This is a genomic window from Ruegeria atlantica, assembly GCF_013032455.1.
GTDB lineage: Bacteria > Pseudomonadota > Alphaproteobacteria > Rhodobacterales > Rhodobacteraceae > Ruegeria > Ruegeria atlantica_B.
Genome location: NZ_WQCF01000001.1, coordinates 339587 through 356554, shown reverse-complemented (window position 1 = coordinate 356554; position 16968 = coordinate 339587). Strand labels below are relative to the sequence as shown.

The 16968-nt window shown below is 57.3% G+C and carries 16 protein-coding genes and 1 pseudogene; 9 read left to right on the top strand and 8 right to left on the bottom strand.

Going from position 1 to position 16968, the window contains the following annotated elements; genetic code table 11:
• Positions 1-11 precede the first annotated feature (11 nt).
• A complete protein-coding gene (parA, locus tag GOW93_RS01785) occupies positions 12-650 on the bottom strand; it encodes a ParA family partition ATPase (RefSeq protein WP_170381352.1) in 639 nt (212 codons plus the stop codon).
• A 273-nt stretch (positions 651-923) separates the two neighbouring features.
• Here parA and GOW93_RS01780 point away from each other — a divergent pair, with 273 nt between their 5' ends.
• Entirely contained in the window at positions 924-2714 is a 1791-nt protein-coding gene (locus tag GOW93_RS01780) for an adenylate/guanylate cyclase domain-containing protein (protein WP_170381351.1), read from the top strand.
• Positions 2715-2807: 93 nt separating this feature from the next.
• Here the strand turns inward: GOW93_RS01780 and GOW93_RS20885 are convergent.
• Positions 2808-2873: pseudogene (locus tag GOW93_RS20885) on the bottom strand (hypothetical protein); the annotation flags it as partial.
• Positions 2874-3165: 292 nt separating this feature from the next.
• Between GOW93_RS20885 and GOW93_RS01770 the strand changes: the two are divergent.
• On the top strand, positions 3166-3762 hold the full coding sequence (locus GOW93_RS01770; RefSeq protein WP_170381350.1) for a YrbL family protein: 597 nt from the start codon (positions 3166-3168) through the stop codon (positions 3760-3762).
• A gap of 18 nt (positions 3763-3780) precedes the next feature.
• Here the strand turns inward: GOW93_RS01770 and GOW93_RS01765 are convergent, their stop codons facing one another.
• Complete coding sequence (locus GOW93_RS01765) at positions 3781-4650, bottom strand: LysR family transcriptional regulator (RefSeq protein ID WP_170381349.1); 870 nt, start codon at positions 4648-4650, stop codon at positions 3781-3783.
• A 106-nt stretch (positions 4651-4756) separates the two neighbouring features.
• On the opposite strand from GOW93_RS01765, the gene GOW93_RS01760 reads away from it, so the two are divergent.
• Entirely contained in the window at positions 4757-5005 is a 249-nt protein-coding gene (locus tag GOW93_RS01760) for a hypothetical protein (protein WP_170381348.1), read from the top strand.
• Positions 5006-5049: 44 nt separating this feature from the next.
• Complete coding sequence (locus tag GOW93_RS01755; protein WP_170381347.1) at positions 5050-6054, top strand: GlxA family transcriptional regulator; 1005 nt, start codon at positions 5050-5052, stop codon at positions 6052-6054.
• A gap of 7 nt (positions 6055-6061) precedes the next feature.
• Here the strand turns inward: GOW93_RS01755 and GOW93_RS01750 are convergent, their stop codons facing one another.
• The 5 genes from GOW93_RS01750 to GOW93_RS01730 all read right to left on the bottom strand — a co-directional run bounded on the left by GOW93_RS01750 (position 6062) and on the right by GOW93_RS01730 (position 12049).
• Positions 6062-6622: a sarcosine oxidase subunit gamma gene (locus tag GOW93_RS01750; protein WP_170381346.1), complete on the bottom strand. Its 561-nt coding sequence runs from the start codon at positions 6620-6622 to the stop codon at positions 6062-6064.
• Complete coding sequence (locus tag GOW93_RS01745) at positions 6615-9560, bottom strand: sarcosine oxidase subunit alpha family protein (protein WP_170381345.1); 2946 nt, start codon at positions 9558-9560, stop codon at positions 6615-6617. Before GOW93_RS01745 ends, GOW93_RS01750 begins: the two co-directional genes overlap by 8 nt.
• Positions 9557-9844 (bottom strand): sarcosine oxidase subunit delta, encoded by a 288-nt coding sequence (locus GOW93_RS01740; RefSeq protein ID WP_170381344.1) that lies wholly within the window; start codon positions 9842-9844, stop codon positions 9557-9559. The genes GOW93_RS01745 and GOW93_RS01740 overlap by 4 nt, the downstream gene beginning before the upstream one ends.
• Positions 9845-9857: 13 nt before the next feature.
• Positions 9858-11108, bottom strand: coding sequence for a sarcosine oxidase subunit beta family protein (locus GOW93_RS01735; protein WP_170381343.1), 1251 nt, complete (start codon positions 11106-11108; stop codon positions 9858-9860).
• A 77-nt stretch (positions 11109-11185) separates the two neighbouring features.
• Positions 11186-12049, bottom strand: a complete 864-nt coding sequence (locus tag GOW93_RS01730; RefSeq protein ID WP_170381342.1) for a LysR family transcriptional regulator — start codon at positions 12047-12049, stop codon at positions 11186-11188.
• 108 nt (positions 12050-12157) lie between these two features.
• Between GOW93_RS01730 and GOW93_RS01725 the strand changes: the two genes are divergently transcribed.
• The 5 genes from GOW93_RS01725 to GOW93_RS01705 are packed head-to-tail and all read left to right on the top strand — an operon-like array spanning position 12158 to position 16947.
• Complete coding sequence (locus GOW93_RS01725) at positions 12158-12757, top strand: amino acid synthesis family protein (RefSeq protein ID WP_368039633.1); 600 nt, start codon at positions 12158-12160, stop codon at positions 12755-12757.
• Complete coding sequence (locus GOW93_RS01720) at positions 12729-13508, top strand: alpha/beta fold hydrolase (protein WP_170381340.1); 780 nt, start codon at positions 12729-12731, stop codon at positions 13506-13508. Before GOW93_RS01725 ends, GOW93_RS01720 begins: the two co-directional genes overlap by 29 nt.
• Entirely contained in the window at positions 13505-14413 is a 909-nt protein-coding gene (locus GOW93_RS01715; RefSeq protein ID WP_170381339.1) for a flavin reductase family protein, read from the top strand. The genes GOW93_RS01720 and GOW93_RS01715 overlap by 4 nt, the downstream gene beginning before the upstream one ends.
• Positions 14414-14425: 12 nt before the next feature.
• Positions 14426-15460 (top strand): LLM class flavin-dependent oxidoreductase, encoded by a 1035-nt coding sequence (locus tag GOW93_RS01710; RefSeq protein WP_170381338.1) that lies wholly within the window; start codon positions 14426-14428, stop codon positions 15458-15460.
• Between the two features lie 8 nt (positions 15461-15468).
• Positions 15469-16947, top strand: coding sequence for an aldehyde dehydrogenase (locus GOW93_RS01705; RefSeq protein ID WP_170381337.1), 1479 nt, complete (start codon positions 15469-15471; stop codon positions 16945-16947).
• Positions 16948-16968: the final 21 nt, after the last annotated feature.

The window sequence follows — 16968 nt, the reverse complement described above, 5'->3', positions numbered from 1 at the left end:
CGCGTTGCTTATTACAACTTAAGGATGGCCGATACCTCGCTAGCCAGTGCGCGGACTTCTTCCGAGGCGGAACCGGTCTTTTTGGCTTCCATCGCACCCAAACCTCGTCCCAAGGCTTCTGCATAAACTACTCTGTTTGCCAATGACGATTGCAGTGGCTTTGCCACAAGCTCGGACACCGATTTCGCCACGTGTTCGCCCACGCGCGTGCCTGCACGTGTACGGTTCAGGACAATGTTCGTCGGTTTTCCAGCACGGTCTGCCAAGTCCAATATATCATGGGTCGCCCAGACATCAGCCTGACTGGCAGCGATAGGAACCAGTACCAAATCAGATTCACGTAAGACCCAGCGAACATCGCTGTCGGCTTTAGGTGGCGTATCGATCAGAATAACGTCGGCTTCACCACCAACACCGCGGAGTGCACGCGAAATCCCGTAGGCGGTCGAGGTAGAGAATTGTAGTTTCTCATTTTCTCCAACCGTCTCTTCGCGAATATCCAGCCATTTTCCAAGGCTGCCTTGGGGATCTGTATCCAGCAGAACAACGCTTTTGCCTTCCGCCAAATACGCGGTTGCCAAGTTGGTCACGAGAGTTGTCTTGCCCGCTCCGCCTTTCTGCTGCGCTACACAGATGATTCGACCGCTCATATGCCAAGCCTCCAAGGGTTTTCTGCATCGCAGCATAGAGCCTGTGAAAGAGAAAGGCGAACTTCTTTTCATTGGCGCAGTCCAAGAATGCCTTTGTGCACCCTCAGACCTATTCTTCAGATAGGTCCGTCCGCCAAGCAATCTTTGAAAAATTCAAGAATTTTTATATAATCAGCCGAATTACACCGGACGATAGTCTCGTTCACGGGGCGTGTTATGGGGGGCATAAAATCAAAAACGACCCACGGTAATGGTGGCGAATGGCATGCCTCCATGTCTGTTGCTTTGGCCCTTGGTCTTGGATTTTTTGTTCTGACTTCAGTTGCAGGTGTATTAGGTGTTGGGTTGGTCGTTGGGTATCGCAATACCTCGGAATTGCTGACGCAAAAGGCGCAACTAATCATTGGCACACAGCGCCAACAGGTAGAGCGCTATCTGATGGCAGCCTCGGATCAAATCGATTTTATCGCGGGCAGGATCGCCTCGGGGGAAGTGGATCCGGACGGTTCTGAAGAGTTCGTCAGCTTGCTGCTTGGTGCCGTTTCAGCGACCCCTCAGATACTGCGGATACAGTTTATTGACAGACGGCAAATCTTGACTGGCGTTGAACGTGCTCAAGACGAGACGCTACCCATATTCTTGAAACTAGGAGACGATGTCGACCTGCGTCATCTCATTGACGAGGCAATTGAAACTGGGAAAGCCCATTGGGGCAAAATTCTCTGGCGCGAAGAATACGGTCAGTCTGTGCTGAATTACCAAAGGCCGGTAATTCAACACGGCAAAATAATAGGCGTCCTTTCAGCTTGGGTTTCGGTCGTAAAACTGTCTGAGTTTTTGGCCGATCAGGAAATGGAATTCGGCGCAAATGTCTTTATGCTTTACGGTAGAAAAGCCGTATTGGCGCATCCGCTCATGGCGTTTGGTTACGCAGGTTTAAATCGCGCGGCGCCGCTTCCGCAGCAGGACCGCTTTTCTGATCCAATTGTTTCGGCAATGTGGTTGCCGAATGATCGTTTTAGCGTCGCGAAGTATTTTCTGACCGGCGCGAACACCCGTTTCGTTTCCTATGCCGATTGGGAATATGTTGTATTCTTCGAAGAGTTGTCCGACTACGGCGTTCAAACACTCACCGTAGCTACTTATTTCGAAGCTCACGACATTATCGCAGAAGCGGCCCGCTTGAGATGGGCGATAATATTCTGCTTGGTTATGGCAGTTATTTCGGCCGGAACGGCAGCTTTGATTGGTCAGAAAATTGCCAAGCCTGTGCGGCGACTGTCGGACAGCGCAAAGCGGGTTCATGATCTCGATATTTCGAATATCGCTGAAATCGAAGGGTCCTTTTTCAGAGAACTGGATGAGGCAGCGCGTTCATACAACTTCATGCTAGAAGGACTGCGTTGGTTTGAACTCTACGTGCCCAAGCGTTTGGTCCGCCAATTGATGCGCCACCACCCGGGCAAGCAGATCAATTCATCGCATAGGGACGTCGTCATAATGTTCACTGACATTGTTGAATTCACGACATTGTCGGAACATCTGACAGCCCATCAAACAGCATTGTTCCTGAATGACCACTTTGCTGGGTTGGCCGACTGCATCCAGAAGAACCGTGGCACGATCGACAAGTTCATCGGAGATTCGGTGATGGCTGTATGGGGGGCTCTGGAACATCAGGATGATGCGGCTGATCTGGCCTGCAACGCGGCGATTGAGATTGCGCAGTGGGTAACCGAATACAATCAGATTAAACGAGTAGAGGCGGGTTTGCCCTATTCGGTCAGGCTGCGCATTGGGATCCATATCGGTCGTGTGGTTGTTGGGAATATCGGCAGCGAAGGGCGGCTTAGCTATACCGTGGTCGGAGATTCAGTGAACGTAGCGCAACGTCTTGAAGAAGCTGGAAGAGTTTTGGGCGACACTCGCGCTGATGCGAATATTCTTGTGTCCAGCTCTGTGCGGAGTGCCTTGGTCAAACCACTGGATTTCGAACGTATCGGCGCCCACAAACTTCGCGGCAGAGAGGAGTTGGTTGAGATTTACTTGCTGAAAATAAACTAGGCGCGGTGTCAGGTCTTGTGCACCGGTGCCGGGCATCAGTTCAAAACCCAGATCGAACTGATCCAGGGTCGAGGCCAACTGCGCAACCACGTCGACGTTGCCTTCGGATTGTGCGGTGCCATCGGTCAGCATGTCGGTCAATTTGCGCTCACCGGTCATGGTTTTTTCACGATCGGCGCGGTTCAGGCTGATCGACAGATCGGCTTTTAGCGAAGCGAAAATGACCTCTGCCTCCCGCTCGAATTCATAAAGCGTGTCTCGCGTCACCACTCGAAATTCGGTGGTAAAGCACGGATACGGTTTGCAATTGGGGTCACAATGCTTCTGAGCAGTGGGCAGACCGACCTCATGGTCAATTGTATCAGGTTTAGGAACACATTAAGTAGTGCCGCAGAATTCATCACCCGCGCCTTTTTCGAGACGGGCTTTTAGTGAACTGGACCGGACAGATATGATCGACCTAAGTGGCCACACTCCTTTGCGCGACAGCAACAACTATAAAATATATCAACACCCCGAGATTGAAGGCGCATTGCTGAAAGTCCGCGTGGATGAACCCGTACGAAACCATATTTTTCCACGCTATGCAGAGCGGCGTTATGGTTTTCTTCGGCAGTGGAACCGCGAGGCGAACGAATACCTTGCTGCCCTGCATCGAGGTTGTCCTGAAATTGAGCGACTGGCCCGCTTCATGGGCTATGCGCCGACTTCTGAAGGGCCGGGTCTGGTGGTTGAAAAGCTGACCGGACCGGATGGCGATCTTGCGCCAACGTTGAAATCCGAGAAGGCGGCACTGGAAAAGGGTTCGGATGCTCGAAAAAAGCTTAAGGAAGAGGTCATTGAATTGCTGAACGACCTGGAACGTGGGCGCATTATTGTCGGTGATATGGGCCCTGAAAACATAGTACGAGCGCAGGAACGTGGTGGGAAGCTGGTCGTAATTGATGGTCTGGGCGAGCGGGTGTTGTTCCCGCTAACCCTGTTCAGCGATTGGGCTTTCCAGAAATCAAATGAACGCCGTCGGAAACGGATGACTAGGGGCTACTGACCAAGCCGGGCACGTTGCTCAGACTGCAGCACGCAAGGGAAGGGCGGACGTGACTTCTTTGCGGATCTCTTCAATCAATGCCATCACCGCTGGGTTCCGACGTTTCAGTGATGAGCGCGCGACATAGGATATGTCAGGCGGATTGGGGAACAGATCGTTAATGATCTCCATATCCGAAGTAACATGCAGCCCATTGAGTAGAGCAACCCCGAGGCCGGAGCGTACCGCTGACTGAATGCCAGCGGCACTCGGACATTCAAGCACGCTGTCGAACCTGTGCGTCCCATTGCCCATGCCCCACTGCCTGTAAAAGCATTGGCTGTCGAAGGACAGGAACGGTACAGGCGCTGAGACGTCAATTTGGAACTCGGGTGATTTCACCCAGTATAACCGGTCCTCAAACAGGATCAGGTCGTCGGACAAGATGTCCTTACGGAAAATCTGCATTACCGCCACGTCCAACTCTCCGGCCTTTAACCATGCTTGCACATTCAGACTTTGGCTGGTGCGCGTTCGGACGCGGACGTCAGGGTAAAGCCGCGTGAAACGACCCAATACCCTTGCAATTCCGCTGGTGGTGGTATCTTCAGTCATGCCCAGTCGGATGGCACCGGTCAGAGGTTTCTTGTCCAACGCTGCCAGCGCCTCGTCGTGCAACTCTGTAATTCGGCGGGCATAGTCACACAACCGCTGGCCAGCCTCTGTAAAAAGAGGGCCACCGGCGCGACGGGCCAGCAGGGTGCAGTCCAGGGTCTGTTCCAACCGACGTATTTTGTGGCTTACTGCTGATTGCGACAATGCCAGATGTTCTGCCGCGCGGGTCACACCTCCATGAGCCGAAATGGCGAGCAGGGCACGCAGAGCGTCGATTTCCAGCCGTTCATTCATAATCCCCTCGCATGACAAAATCAGATCGTAGAATGACAATCATTCATTTGAGTCACATCCTAGCGTTGGTCTAGTCAAAGGGGAAGACAAACATCGGAGACCAACAATGGCCCTAGTTGAAACCACGCGTCGCAGATTGACCACTGTGTTCGAGGTGACAGGTTCAGTGCTGGCAATGGCTTACGCCTTGCTGATTGCCTCGAATATAGGAGCGGAATTGCTTGGCTTTACGCTGCTTTTCGTGTCCGCTGCTTTATTTGCCGCCTGGGCCATGATCGACCGGCGATGGACCTTTCTGTTGTTACAGGGGTTTTACGCAACCTCGGCCATCATCGGGTTGATCCGCTGGGCCTGAAACTTCGCATAGGGCTGTCGCGGGATTCCTGCTAGGACAGCCTCATGCGCAGTGAAAACAGAATCGAGATAGGCTTTCTGCTGTTTGATGGCTTTCCGATGGCTTGCCTGACCTCGGTGATCGAGCCGTTACGCGCAGCCAATGAAATTGCCGGACAAGAGGCATTCTGCTGGGTTCTGATCTCGGAGAACGGGCAAAAAGTGCAATCCAGCGCAGGTGTTGGGTTCGAGGCTGAACGATCTCTGGCTGCGTGCAAGGATGTCGACATATTGTTCCTGCTCAGCAGTCCGACCTCAGGGTTTGATAACCCAAGTTTCGGCAACGGCGCACTTCGCAGCCTAGGCCGTCACGGCACAATTCTAGGTGGGATCAGTGCGGGCATCTTTCCATTGGTGCGGTCGGGCGTCATGCAGGGCCATCCGGTTTCAGTTCACTGGTGCTACGAGGCCGCGTTTGAAGCTGAATTTCCGGACATGGATGCGCGCAGTGAAGTGATCGTTCGAAACACCAGTCGCACAACCGTTTCGGGTGCTGCGGCGGGGTTTGATCTGGCGCTTCACCTGATTCAGGATCGTCTGGGCGGTGATGTTGCGCATGAAGTCGCCTGCTGGTTCCAACACCCGATGATGCGCGGGGCCGGTGTGCAGCAGCAGGTACCCAGCGCCAATGCGCCGGGGACGGGGGATAGCCTGCCGCCTCTGGTATCTCGAAGTGTTGCGTTGTTTGGTGCGCATATGAGCGAGCCAATCTCAATCGCCGACGTTGCGCAGCAAATGGGTGTGACCTCCCGGCAGATCGAGCGCGCGTTTAAGCAGGCCACTGGGCAAAGTCCCAGCCATTATTACCGCGCCATGCGCATGAAGGCGGCGCGGCAGATGGTGGTATACACCAAAGACCCGATACCCCAGATCGCCTCGGCTGTCGGTTATGCTTCTGTGGCACCTTTGGTCACGCATTACCGCGCTGCGTTCGGATTGAGCCCCAGCGAAGATCGGCACCGTATCAACCGTTTCCGCGTAGAAGATAACGCGCCGTTGCCGTCGGTATAAGCTCGGTTTACAGCGCTGAACGCATCGCCGTTACGATGGCATGATGCAATGATCCGGCAGATGATCGCGGGCCATAAATGCTGAAGTGTTCCGGGGTCCGACACAGCACAAAACAGCCGATATGATGGATCGAACAGCGGTCGGCACTGCCCGCGCTTATTTTGCGCAGATCGAGTTGGCAAAGCAGTTCCAACACAGACGAAATATTGTCCCCGCTTAGATCGAACCGTGCCCAACCATCCGTCTGTTCTGTGACAGAGGCAGTACCTGCCATGGCGGCTTTTGTCTGACCGGGCAGGTCTTCGTGGCTCTCAAACGGGGCCTCGACCATCCATTGGTCGGGGCCAGACCAGAACGCACTGATCGTCGCGCCAGCCCACTGGCCAACCTCGGGCGTGGGTGCTTCAATGAGGTCGCCCAAAGCCTTGACGCAATTGGCCTCCTCACCCAAACGCGCCGCGACCGACGCCAGCGCGACGCCCGGTACTTCTGTGCAGGTGACCCCGGCTATGGTGTCCACACGCGGCTCAGTTCCGCCCAGGGCGGTTATCGCAACAAGATCATGCACGTAGACGCTCTCCTTCAGGGTCGACGAAATGGGCCGAAACAAGTTCGACCTCGACGGTCAGATCGGTCAGCGGTGAGACCAGGCGCATTTTTTCACCCAGCCGCTCAGCTCCGTTCTTAACAAGCCCCAGACCGATATTGCTGTTCAGGATTGGTGAATAAACAGCCGAGGTAACATAACCCTGATCATGGGCCGCATCGACCGGGCCATCGGTGTTCATCAAATGCCCGCCTGCGGTGATTTTATCCTCGGGTTTTAGCGGCTTGATCCCGACAAGTCGCAGGACATCCGGTTCGACGAGGGCCTCACGCTCGGACAGGACCGAACCGATGCTGTCTTTCTTCTTCGAAACCATCTTACCCAATCCAAGGTTCAGTGCCGTGGTGGTCCCGTTTAATTCATTCCCGGCGGCATGACCCTTTTCAACCCTCATCACGCCCAGTGCTTCGGTGCCATAGGGGATGACGCCGTATTCCTCACCCTTCGCCATCAGCCGCCGCATCAGTGCATCCCCATAGCGTGAGGGCACCGCGATTTCATAGGCAAGCTCGCCCGAGAAAGAGATCCGGAACAACCGTGCACGCAACCCACCGCAGACGGTGACGTTACCGCAGGCCATGAACGGGAAAGCCTCGTTCGAAATGTCGAATTCCGGGTCGATGATCTTTTGCAGCAATTTGCGCGAATTGGGCCCGGCCACTGCATACTGTGCCCACGCCTCGGTGGTCGAGATCAGTTGCACATCCATGTCCGGGTACAAGCACTGACGCACAAACTCCATGTGGCGATAGACGCTTACGGCGTTTGCCGTGGTGGTGGTGACGACGAAGTGATCCTCGGCCATCCGCGCGGCGGTGCCATCATCCATGACCATCCCGTCTTCACGCAACATCAGACCGTACCGAGTTTTTCCTACGGCCAGTTTGGCGAAACCGTTGGCGTAGATACGGTTCAGAAACGCGGCCGCATCAGTACCCTGCACGTCGATCTTGCCCAGCGTCGTACAATCGCACACCCCGACCGAGGCGCGGGTCTGGCGCACCTCACGGTCCACCGATTCCCGCCAGTGCGTCTCACCGGGCAGGGGGAACCATTGCGCGCGCAGCCAGTTGCCGACCTCGACAAACACCGCTCCGCGTTCCTTGGACCAATAGTGCGAGGGCGTCAGGCGGGTCGGGTGGAATTCCTGCCCTTTCATTCGACCCGCGAAGGTGGCGATCGGAACCGGCGTGTAAGGCGGGCGGAAAATGGTGGTGCCGACCTCGGGGATCGATTTACCAGCCACCTCGGCCATGATCGCCAGCCCGGTGATGTTCGAGGTCTTGCCCTGATCGGTCGCCATGCCCAGCGTGGTATAGCGTTTCAGGTGCTCGACCGAGCGGAAACCCTCCTGATAGCTGAGCTTCACATCCTTGACGGTTACGTCGTTCTGCTGGTCGACCCAAGCGCGTTTGCAACCCTGCACATACCAGAAGGGCGTCTGCGCGATCGGAGCGTCCTCGGCTTCGGGCAGGTCGGGCAGAGCACCAGTCAAGTCCAGCGCCTTGGCCGCGCCCTCCGCGCCGGATTGCAGGGCACCATGAGTTGACAAGATCCCATTCGCCGCACCTGCGACCGACATGCACACAGGCAGGTCGGCGCCGGGAACAAAGGCCGCCATCGCTTCGTTCCAGACCGGGCGACCACGCTGGTGGCAGGTCAGGTGGACATTCGGGTTCCAGCCCCCGGACACACCCAGCGCGCCGCAATCCAAGGTCCGGGCCGAACCATCAGGCAAGGAGACTTCGACGAAGCTCAGCCCGTGGCGGCCTTTGGTGTTCGTGACCTGAGCGCCTTTCAGCACTTCATAGTCATAGCTGGAGGGCGCATCCTCGCGCACATCTACCACAGCGGCGATCCTGACGCCCTTGGCGTGCAGATCAGCGGCGGTCCGGTGGCCGTCGTCGTTGTTGGTGAAAATCGCCACTCGCTGCGACGCCGTGACCGCGAAGCGGTTTGCATAGGTACGCAATGCGCTCGCCATCATGATGCCAGGGCGGTCGTTGTTTTCGAACGCAATGGGGCGTTCCGTGGCCCCGGCGCAAAGCAGCGCCTTTTGCGTGTAGATGCGCCATAGAATCTGACGCGGTTTGCCAGCAGGCAGGGAAGGCAGGTGGTCTCCGGTCCGCTCGACCGCGCCGTAAATACCGTGGTCGAATGCGCCGATCACGGTTGTGCGCGGCATCAGGCGGACGTTGGGCATCGAAGACAGTTCAGCCACCGCCTGCGCGGCCCATTCCGAAGCGCTGTGGTCGCCGACCGCAAAGGTCTCGCTGTTCAGACGCCCGCCGAGGGCGAAGTCCTCATCGGCCAGGATGACATCGGCGCCAGCACGACCAGCGGTCAGAGCCGCCATCAGACCAGCAGGACCGGCCCCGATGATCAGCAAATCGCAGTGGCGGAAACCCTTGTCGTACTCGTCCGGGTCGGCCTCCATCGACAGAGAACCCAAGCCAGCAGCGCGACGGATTATTGGCTCGTAGAGCTTTTCCCAAAACGCGGCGGGCCACATGAAGGTTTTGTAGTAGAATCCTGCCGACAGGAAATTCGAGAACATGTCGTTCACTGCCAGCGCATCGAATTTGAGGCTCGGCCAGCGGTTCTGCGAATAGGCCTCAAGCCCGTCGAACATCTCAATCGTTGTGGCACGGGTGTTGGGTTCCTTCCGTGCGCCGGTGCGCAGCTCGACCATTCCGTTGGGTTCTTCCGACCCGGCAGTCAGCAACCCGCGCGGGCGGTGATATTTGAACGAGCGCCCGATCAGCCGCACGTCATTGGCCAGCAGAGCCGAAGCCAAAGTATCTCCGGAGTGGGCGGTATAGCTGCGCCCGTCGAAACGGAAGCTCAGAGAAGTGTTGCGATCGATCTGACCGCCTTCAAGCCTGTTTGTCTGTGTCATTTGGATCGCCCCCGAGCGCGGGCCACGTCGCGGGCCAGTTCCACTTTTGAAATCTCATGCGTCAGCGTGTTGCGCGTGACGACCAGCCACGATCGATCACCGGCCTCGTGATACCAAAGCTCCTGATGCTCACCGGAGGGGTTGTCGCGCAGATAGCCGTATTCATAGAATGCATCGGCTGCGTTCTCGGCCTGCCAATCGGGGCGGTCGATCAGGGCCGCGTCGCCCAGATAGGTGAATTCCGACGCGTCACGTGGGCCCAGAAGGGGATGGTTGATAATCATTGTACGGTCCCCCTCAGTGCAGGTTGGGCTGGTTGCCCACGCCTTTTTCGTCGATCATCCGGCCGGTCTGGAACCGGTCGAGGCGATAGGCGGTAGCGACAGGATGTGGTTCGTCTTTCGCCAGAAGGTGCGCAAAGCAATGGCCCGAGGCCGGGGTCGCCTTGAACCCGCCGTAACACCAGCCACCGTTGAAATAGAGCCCTTCGACCGGAGTGCGGTCGATGATGGGCGATCCATCCATCGACATGTCCATCACGCCGCCCCACATCCGCAGCAGGCGCGCGCGCCCGATCATCGGCATCAGGGCCATGCCACCTTCGCAAACATCCTCGACCACGGGCAGGTTGCCGCGTTGGGCATAGGTGTTATAGCCGTCGATATCGCCGCCAAAGACCAGCCCGCCCTTGTCGGACTGGCTGACATAGAAGTGGCCCGCGCCAAAGGTGATGACGCTGGGCAGAACCGGCTTCAGCCCTTCGGATACAAAGGCCTGCAGGACGTGGCTTTCGATAGGCAGACGCATACCGGCCATTCCCATCACACGGCTGGAACTGCCGGCAACCGCGCAACCCACTTTGTTCGCGCCGATGAAGCCCTTGGTGGTCTCGACCCCCAGACATTTGCCGTTCTCGATCCGTAGACCGCTCACCTCGCAATTCTGGATGATATCCACGCCATGCAAATCCGCCGACCGGGCAAAGCCCCAGGCTACTGCATCGTGGCGGGCTGTTCCTGCACGTCGCTGCACCAGGCCGCCTTTGATCGGAAAGCGGGCGTCGTCGAAATTCAGATAGGGGTGTTCCTTACGCACCTGCTCGGCATCCAAAAGCTCGGCATCCGCGCCGTTCAGGATCATCGCGTTGCCGCGCCGTGTATAGGCATCGCGCTGGCCGTCGGTGTGGAACAGGTTGATGATCCCGCGTTGGCTCATCATGGCGTTGTAGTTCAGGTCTTGCTCAAGTCCTTCCCACAGTTTCATCGAGAACTCGTAGAACGGTTCGTTCCCGTCGAGCATGTAGTTCGAACGCACAATGGTGGTGTTCCGCCCAACATTGCCGCCACCGATCCAGCCCTTTTCCACCACGGCCACGTTGCGCTGACCATAGACCTTGGACAGGTAGTGCGCCGTGGCCAGTCCATGACCACCGCCACCAATCACGACGATGTCGTAATGCGCCTTGGGTTCGGGCTCGCGCCAGACCGGTTTCCACCCTTTGTGGCCGGTGAGCGCCTCTTTGATGACTCGAAAGCCGGAATATCGCATGAATCGGACCTTTTTCGCCAGAATTCACTATTTTGAGGCGTTTGAATATCCTCAGATGCGACATCGACTTGTTTGAATCAGACTTGATTGTGCGTCTGTTCGCGCTGAATATCGGTAAACCACTGGACAAATGCGTCAACCTCGGGCGAGCGGCGCTGAACCGCCAGAAAATACCCTTCGCTGGCCGGGGCAGAGGCTTCGGACGCAAGCACCACCTGACCGGATTGCAGGGCGTGATTGGCTATCAGAGCGTTGACCAAAGCAACACCGTTACCAGTTGTGGCCAATTGCAGGGCAAGGCCATAGGAATCGACATAGAACGCAGGGGCACCAACCGGCCGATTTGTCGCTTCGGCCCAAGATCCCCAATTGTCCGATGTTCCAACAGTTCCGATCAGCGGCAGGTCTTGCAGGCCGCCCGAAAGCTGTGGTGCTTTCACAGCGATCAGGTGATTGGGTCGCAGTGCTGTCGCATCCCGACCAACCTGCTTTTCAGACCCGAACCGAATCTCGACATCTGCGCGTGAGGCGGCGAATTCATCGGGCCAGATTGTACTGACGAACCGCACGGAGGTATCGGGATTCTGCTGCTGAAACCGGGGCAGGGCCGGGGAAATCACCCATTCCAGCACACTGACCGAGGCCGCAACGGTAATATGCCGCGCCCGTTCCTCGGCAAGATAGGGCGAGGCTGCGGAGTGCAGCATCTCAAGCGCGGCTTCGACCTGCGGCAGCAGTTTGCGACCTTCGTCGGTCAGGGACAGCCCGCGCGCATGCCGGTGAAACAGCACCACACCCAGTCGCGTTTCCAACGACCTGATCTGCTGGCTGACGGCGGATTGCGTCAGGCCGATCTCCTCGGCGGCGGCGGTCGAGCTCAGCCGTCGGGCCGCGGCTTCGAACGATCTGAACCATGTCAACGGGGGCAGGGATTTCGACATTGGTAACCTACATATTAGATTCATTAATACCTAAGACCAAAGTTCTTTCGTTTGTCAAAGCGGACCTTGGGCGAGGATAGTATGCCCACGACAGAAAAGGGGGCGCCTGTGGAGCCAAATATTCGGAAAATCGTGACCTATGACGAAGAGGTTCTGGTTGAAGGATTTCGCAAGGCCGGGCGCCCGTGGAGGATGTTCGCTGTGGCCGCAGTGGTGTCGAACCCGTGGGCGGGCCGCTATGTCGAAGATCTGCAGCCCGAGATTCTGAGTTTTGCCCCGGTTCTTGGTCAGGAACTGACCCGCCGGATGATCGCTTTGGCGGGCAGCGGTGATGTGATCGAAGCCTATGGCAAGGCCGCCGTTGTGGGGCTGGATGGCGAGGTCGAGCACGCTTCGGGCCTGATCCACACTCTGCATTTCGGCAATCACTTCCGGCAGGCGGTGTCTGCGAAATCGTATCTGTCTTTTACCAACACACGTGGCCCCGCAAACGCGCCGATCATGGTGCCGTTGATGGACAAGAACGACGCAGGCCGCCGGTCCCATTACCTGACACTGCAATTCGCCATTCCAGATGCCCCGCGCGCGGATGAGGTTGTCATAGTGTTGGGTGGCGCAACCTCGGGTCGGCCTCATCATCGCATCGGGGACCGGTATCAAGACTTGAAGGATCTGGGTCATGACGTGGACAACCCGGCGTCGGTCTGAGTTTGGTGGTTTGACCGCGATTGAAGCGGGCACAGGGCCTCTGGTTGTTCTGTTGCACGGTGTCGGTCTGCGGGCCGAGGCGTGGGGCGGGCAGGTCGACGCGTTGGCGTCCAGTGGATACCGCGTTGTGTGTCCAGACATGAACGGACATGGCGAAGCATCGTTTTTTTTACCGGATGGATTGGAAAGCTATACCGCACCAGTGACCGCTTGCTTGCAAGAGCCTGCCGTTCTTGTCGGGCACTCGATGGGCGCGCTTATTGCGTTGCGCATCGCGGCGTCGGGCAATCCAAATGTCAAAGGCGTTGTAGCTCTAAACGGAATTTTCAAGCGACCTGAAACCGCGCGCCAAGCCGTTTTGGCGCGTGCACACGCCTTGGATGAACAGCGCGCGAATGATCCCGCAGTTACGCTCCAACGGTGGTTCGCAGATCAGACGTCGGCTGAACGCGACGCCTGCGCCCTGTGGCTGCAACAGGTAGACCCGCGCGCATACAAGGCCGCCTATACAGTTTTCGCGGAAAGCGATGGCCCAACTCAGGCGCAACTGGCAGCGATCACATGTCCGGCGTTGTTCCTGACCGGTGCGGATGAGCCGAATTCGACCCCTCAAATGTCGCGCGACATGGCCAAGCTAACGTCGAAGGGGCGGGCCGAGATCATCCCCGATGCAGCACATATGATGCCGATGACCCATGCAACTGAGGTCAACGCTGCGCTATTGCGATTTCTGCGGGAGTGTTTGTCATGACCTCACTCGATCTGCGCGCGCTGCGCGATGCCTTTGGCAGCTTCATGACCGGCGTGACCGTCGTGACTGCCCGTGATAGGACAGGCGCCCCGGTCGGTTTCACCGCCAATTCCTTTTCTTCGGTGTCCCTTGATCCTCCGATGTTGCTGGTGTGCCCCGGTAAGTTTCTGTCCAGCTATGAGGTCTTTGCTGAATGCAGCCATTTCGCCGTGAATATCCTGGCGGAAGGACAGCAAGAGGTGTCGAACACCTTCGCGGGGTACAAGGGCGACCGGTTCGCTAAAGTGGCTCATAAAAACGGTGTGCTTGATCTGCCGCTGATTGACGGCGCCCTCGCTCAGTTCTGCTGTGAAACGCATCAAGCCATCCCTACCGGGGACCACACGGTGCTGATCGGTCGTGTGTTGGAGTTTTCACACACCGCTGGCGACGGGTTGGGCTACGTCGGCGGGTCGTATTTCAGCCTGGGACTAGAGCGAGAAATGGACGCCAAGGTCCCGACCGTGTGCGGCGCGATCATATCATCCGGCGACAAGGTGCTGCTTGAGCGAGAAGGCGACACATTCCGCCCGGTCCAGATTTCCGGCGCAGAGCGCGGTGGCCAACGAAACCGGTTGGCACAAGGGCTGTTCAAACGCGGGATTCATGCCCGGATTGAACAGGTTTACTCGTCGTTCAATGATGCCGAGAGCAAGCTGCACTATACGTTCTTTCTTACACTTGCGGATCAGCACCCGGCACCTGAACAAACTGAATGGGTATCCGTCGCTGACCTACCCGATCTCACCTTTGCCTCAAAAGGCATTCACCACATGATGTCCCGCTTTGCGCGCGAAGCCCAGACAGGGGATTTCGCCCTGTATCTGGGCGATGCCGAGCGCGGCGACATTCACAACTTTCGCTAAAGGAGCCGATTGATGGAGTTTTCTCTGTTTGCGCATATGGAACGTCTGACGCCCGATCAGCCCCATGACGTGCTCTACGATGAGTTCGTCGGTCTGGTGAAAATGGCTGATGAAGGCGGCATGCGTGCTGTCTGGACAGGTGAGCATCACGGGATGGAGTTTACCATTGCCCCGAATCCGTTCCTATCTCTGGTCGATCTGGCGCATCACACAAAGAATGTCCGTTTGGGCACCGGGACTGTGGTCGCGCCCTTCTGGCATCCGATCAAGCTGGCCGGGGAGGCCGCGGCGGCGGATCAGATTACCAAGGGCCGGATTGAGTTGGGCATCGCACGTGGGGCCTATTCCTTTGAATACGAGCGCTTGGCACCGGGCATGGACGCGTGGGAAGCGGGGCAAAAGATGCGTGAGTCTACTCCTCTTTTGCCCAAAATATGGAAGGGGGATTGTGCGCATGACGGTGAGTTCTATTCGTTCCCGGCAACGACTTCTGCCCCGAAACCGTTGCAGGACGGCGGTCCACCGATATGGATCGCCGCGCGCGACCCCAACAGCCACGAATTCGGAGTGCATAACGGCTTTAACATTCAGGTCACGCCGCTCTGGCAAGGCATGGAAGAGATCGAAACGCTGATGGGCCGGTTCAACGATGCCTGTGACAGCTACGCTGGGCCGCGCCCGAAGATCATGCTGTTGCACCATACTTATGTGGGCAAAAACGACGCTGACGTGGCCCAAGGGGTGCAGGAATTGCGGCGGTACTATAACTATTTCGGCGCGTGGTTCCTCAACAAGCGGCCAATTCAGCAAGGTTTGATCGAACCGATCTCTGAAGACGAAATGGACGCCAATCCTATGTATACCTGCGAAAAACTGGGCCAAGACCTGACTTTCGGCACCGCACAGCAGGTGATCGACCGGATCAAACGTTACGAGGATCTAGGATATGATGAGTTTTCGTTTTGGATCGATAGCGGCATGACAAACGACCGCAAGCGCGCCTCACTGGCGCGGTTCATCGACGACGTTATGCCAGCCTTTCAGTGAGGATCACCATGGGAAACCTTCCGCATTTTCAACTGTTCATTGATGGAGAATGGTCCGAGGGGTCAGATGCTCAGATCATGACGTCAGAAAACCCTGCGACCGGGCAAGGGTGGGCTACGTTTGCTTGCGCGTCTGCCGGGGATGTCGATCGCGCCGTTGCGGCTGCCAAGCGCGTTTTGGATGACCCGGCGTGGCGGGATATGACGCAAACTGCGCGCGGTAAGCTATTGTACCGTCTGGCTGATCTGGTGGCTGAACATGCTTCTCGGCTTGGTGAGCTTGAAACCACGGACAGCGGCAAACTGCTTGCGGAAACATCGGCGCAAACCGGATATGTGGTCGACTATTACCGCTATTTCGCAGGGCTGGCGGATAAGGTCGAAGGCACAGTTCTACCCATCGACAAGCCCGACATGCACGTCTTCACAACGCGAGAACCGATCGGCGTTGTGGCGGCCATCGTGCCGTGGAACGCGCAGATGTTCCTGACAGCCACAAAGCTGGGTCCGGCCTTGGCGGCAGGGTGTTCGGTGGTATTGAAAGCCTCGGAAATCGCGCCTGCGCCGATGCTGGAGTTTGCGCGTCTGATCGAGCAGGCCGGGATTCCGCCCGGTGTCGTTTCGGTCATCACCGGGGATGCCGAGAACTGCGCCATTCCGTTGACCCGCCATCCCGATATCGACCGGATCGCCTTTACCGGAGGGCCAGAAACCGCGCGGCATGTGGTGCGAAACTCGGCCGAGAATTTTGCGGTGACCTCACTAGAGCTTGGCGGTAAGTCCCCAATCCTTGTGTTCGATGACGCTGATCTAGACGGGGCAGCCAATGGCCTGATCGCGGGTAACTTTGGTGCGTCTGGCCAAAGCTGCGTGGCTGGGACGCGCGGTTTGGTGCATCGGTCGATCTTGAAGCCACTGATTGAGCGTATCGAGCAGAAAGCCAGCGCAATTCGTCTGGGTGACCCTCTGCAATCGGATACGCATGTTGGTCCGCTGTGCACGGCTGCCCAAGTGCGCAAGATCGAGACGACATTGGCGAAGGCACAAGGGCAGGGTGCGGTTATCCGTTTTGGCGGGGTGGCTGCGGATCGTCCGGGCAACTACATGACACCAACTCTGGTAGAATGCACCTCAGCCGATACTGAAACGCTGAAGGTCGAGATGTTTGGGCCGGTTATGTCTCTGCTGCCATTTGACACCGAGGACGAGGCAATCGCGCTTGCGAACAGCACACCTTATGGCTTGGGCTCGGGCGTCTTCACGCAGAACCTGGCGCGGGCGCATAGGGTGTCGAAACGGATAAGGGCCGGGATCTGTTGGGTGAACACATATCGGGCGATTTCCCCGATAGCGCCCTTCGGAGGGTTCAATCAGTCCGGCTATGGGCGAGAGGCCGGGGTCGAGGCGATCCTGGACTATACCCGTACCAAAACCACCTGGATAAGCACCGCGCAAGAGCCGATGGCGAACCCGTTCATTATGCGCTAAGCCTGTGTAAAAGCAGGGGAG

Coding starts and splice junctions, on each gene's coding strand:
- parA (WP_170381352.1), bottom strand. CDS start 650: ATGAGCGGTCGAATCATCTGTGTAGCGCAGCAGAAAGGCGGAGCGGGC.
- GOW93_RS01780 (WP_170381351.1), top strand. CDS start 924: ATGTCTGTTGCTTTGGCCCTTGGTCTTGGATTTTTTGTTCTGACTTCA.
- GOW93_RS01770 (WP_170381350.1), top strand. CDS start 3,166: ATGATCGACCTAAGTGGCCACACTCCTTTGCGCGACAGCAACAACTAT.
- GOW93_RS01765 (WP_170381349.1), bottom strand. CDS start 4,650: ATGAATGAACGGCTGGAAATCGACGCTCTGCGTGCCCTGCTCGCCATT.
- GOW93_RS01760 (WP_170381348.1), top strand. CDS start 4,757: ATGGCCCTAGTTGAAACCACGCGTCGCAGATTGACCACTGTGTTCGAG.
- GOW93_RS01755 (WP_170381347.1), top strand. CDS start 5,050: ATGCGCAGTGAAAACAGAATCGAGATAGGCTTTCTGCTGTTTGATGGC.
- GOW93_RS01745 (WP_170381345.1), bottom strand. CDS start 9,560: ATGACACAGACAAACAGGCTTGAAGGCGGTCAGATCGATCGCAACACT.
- GOW93_RS01740 (WP_170381344.1), bottom strand. CDS start 9,844: ATGATTATCAACCATCCCCTTCTGGGCCCACGTGACGCGTCGGAATTC.
- GOW93_RS01735 (WP_170381343.1), bottom strand. CDS start 11,108: ATGCGATATTCCGGCTTTCGAGTCATCAAAGAGGCGCTCACCGGCCAC.
- GOW93_RS01730 (WP_170381342.1), bottom strand. CDS start 12,049: ATGTCGAAATCCCTGCCCCCGTTGACATGGTTCAGATCGTTCGAAGCC.
- GOW93_RS01720 (WP_170381340.1), top strand. CDS start 12,729: ATGACGTGGACAACCCGGCGTCGGTCTGAGTTTGGTGGTTTGACCGCG.
- GOW93_RS01715 (WP_170381339.1), top strand. CDS start 13,505: ATGACCTCACTCGATCTGCGCGCGCTGCGCGATGCCTTTGGCAGCTTC.
- GOW93_RS01710 (WP_170381338.1), top strand. CDS start 14,426: ATGGAGTTTTCTCTGTTTGCGCATATGGAACGTCTGACGCCCGATCAG.
- GOW93_RS01705 (WP_170381337.1), top strand. CDS start 15,469: ATGGGAAACCTTCCGCATTTTCAACTGTTCATTGATGGAGAATGGTCC.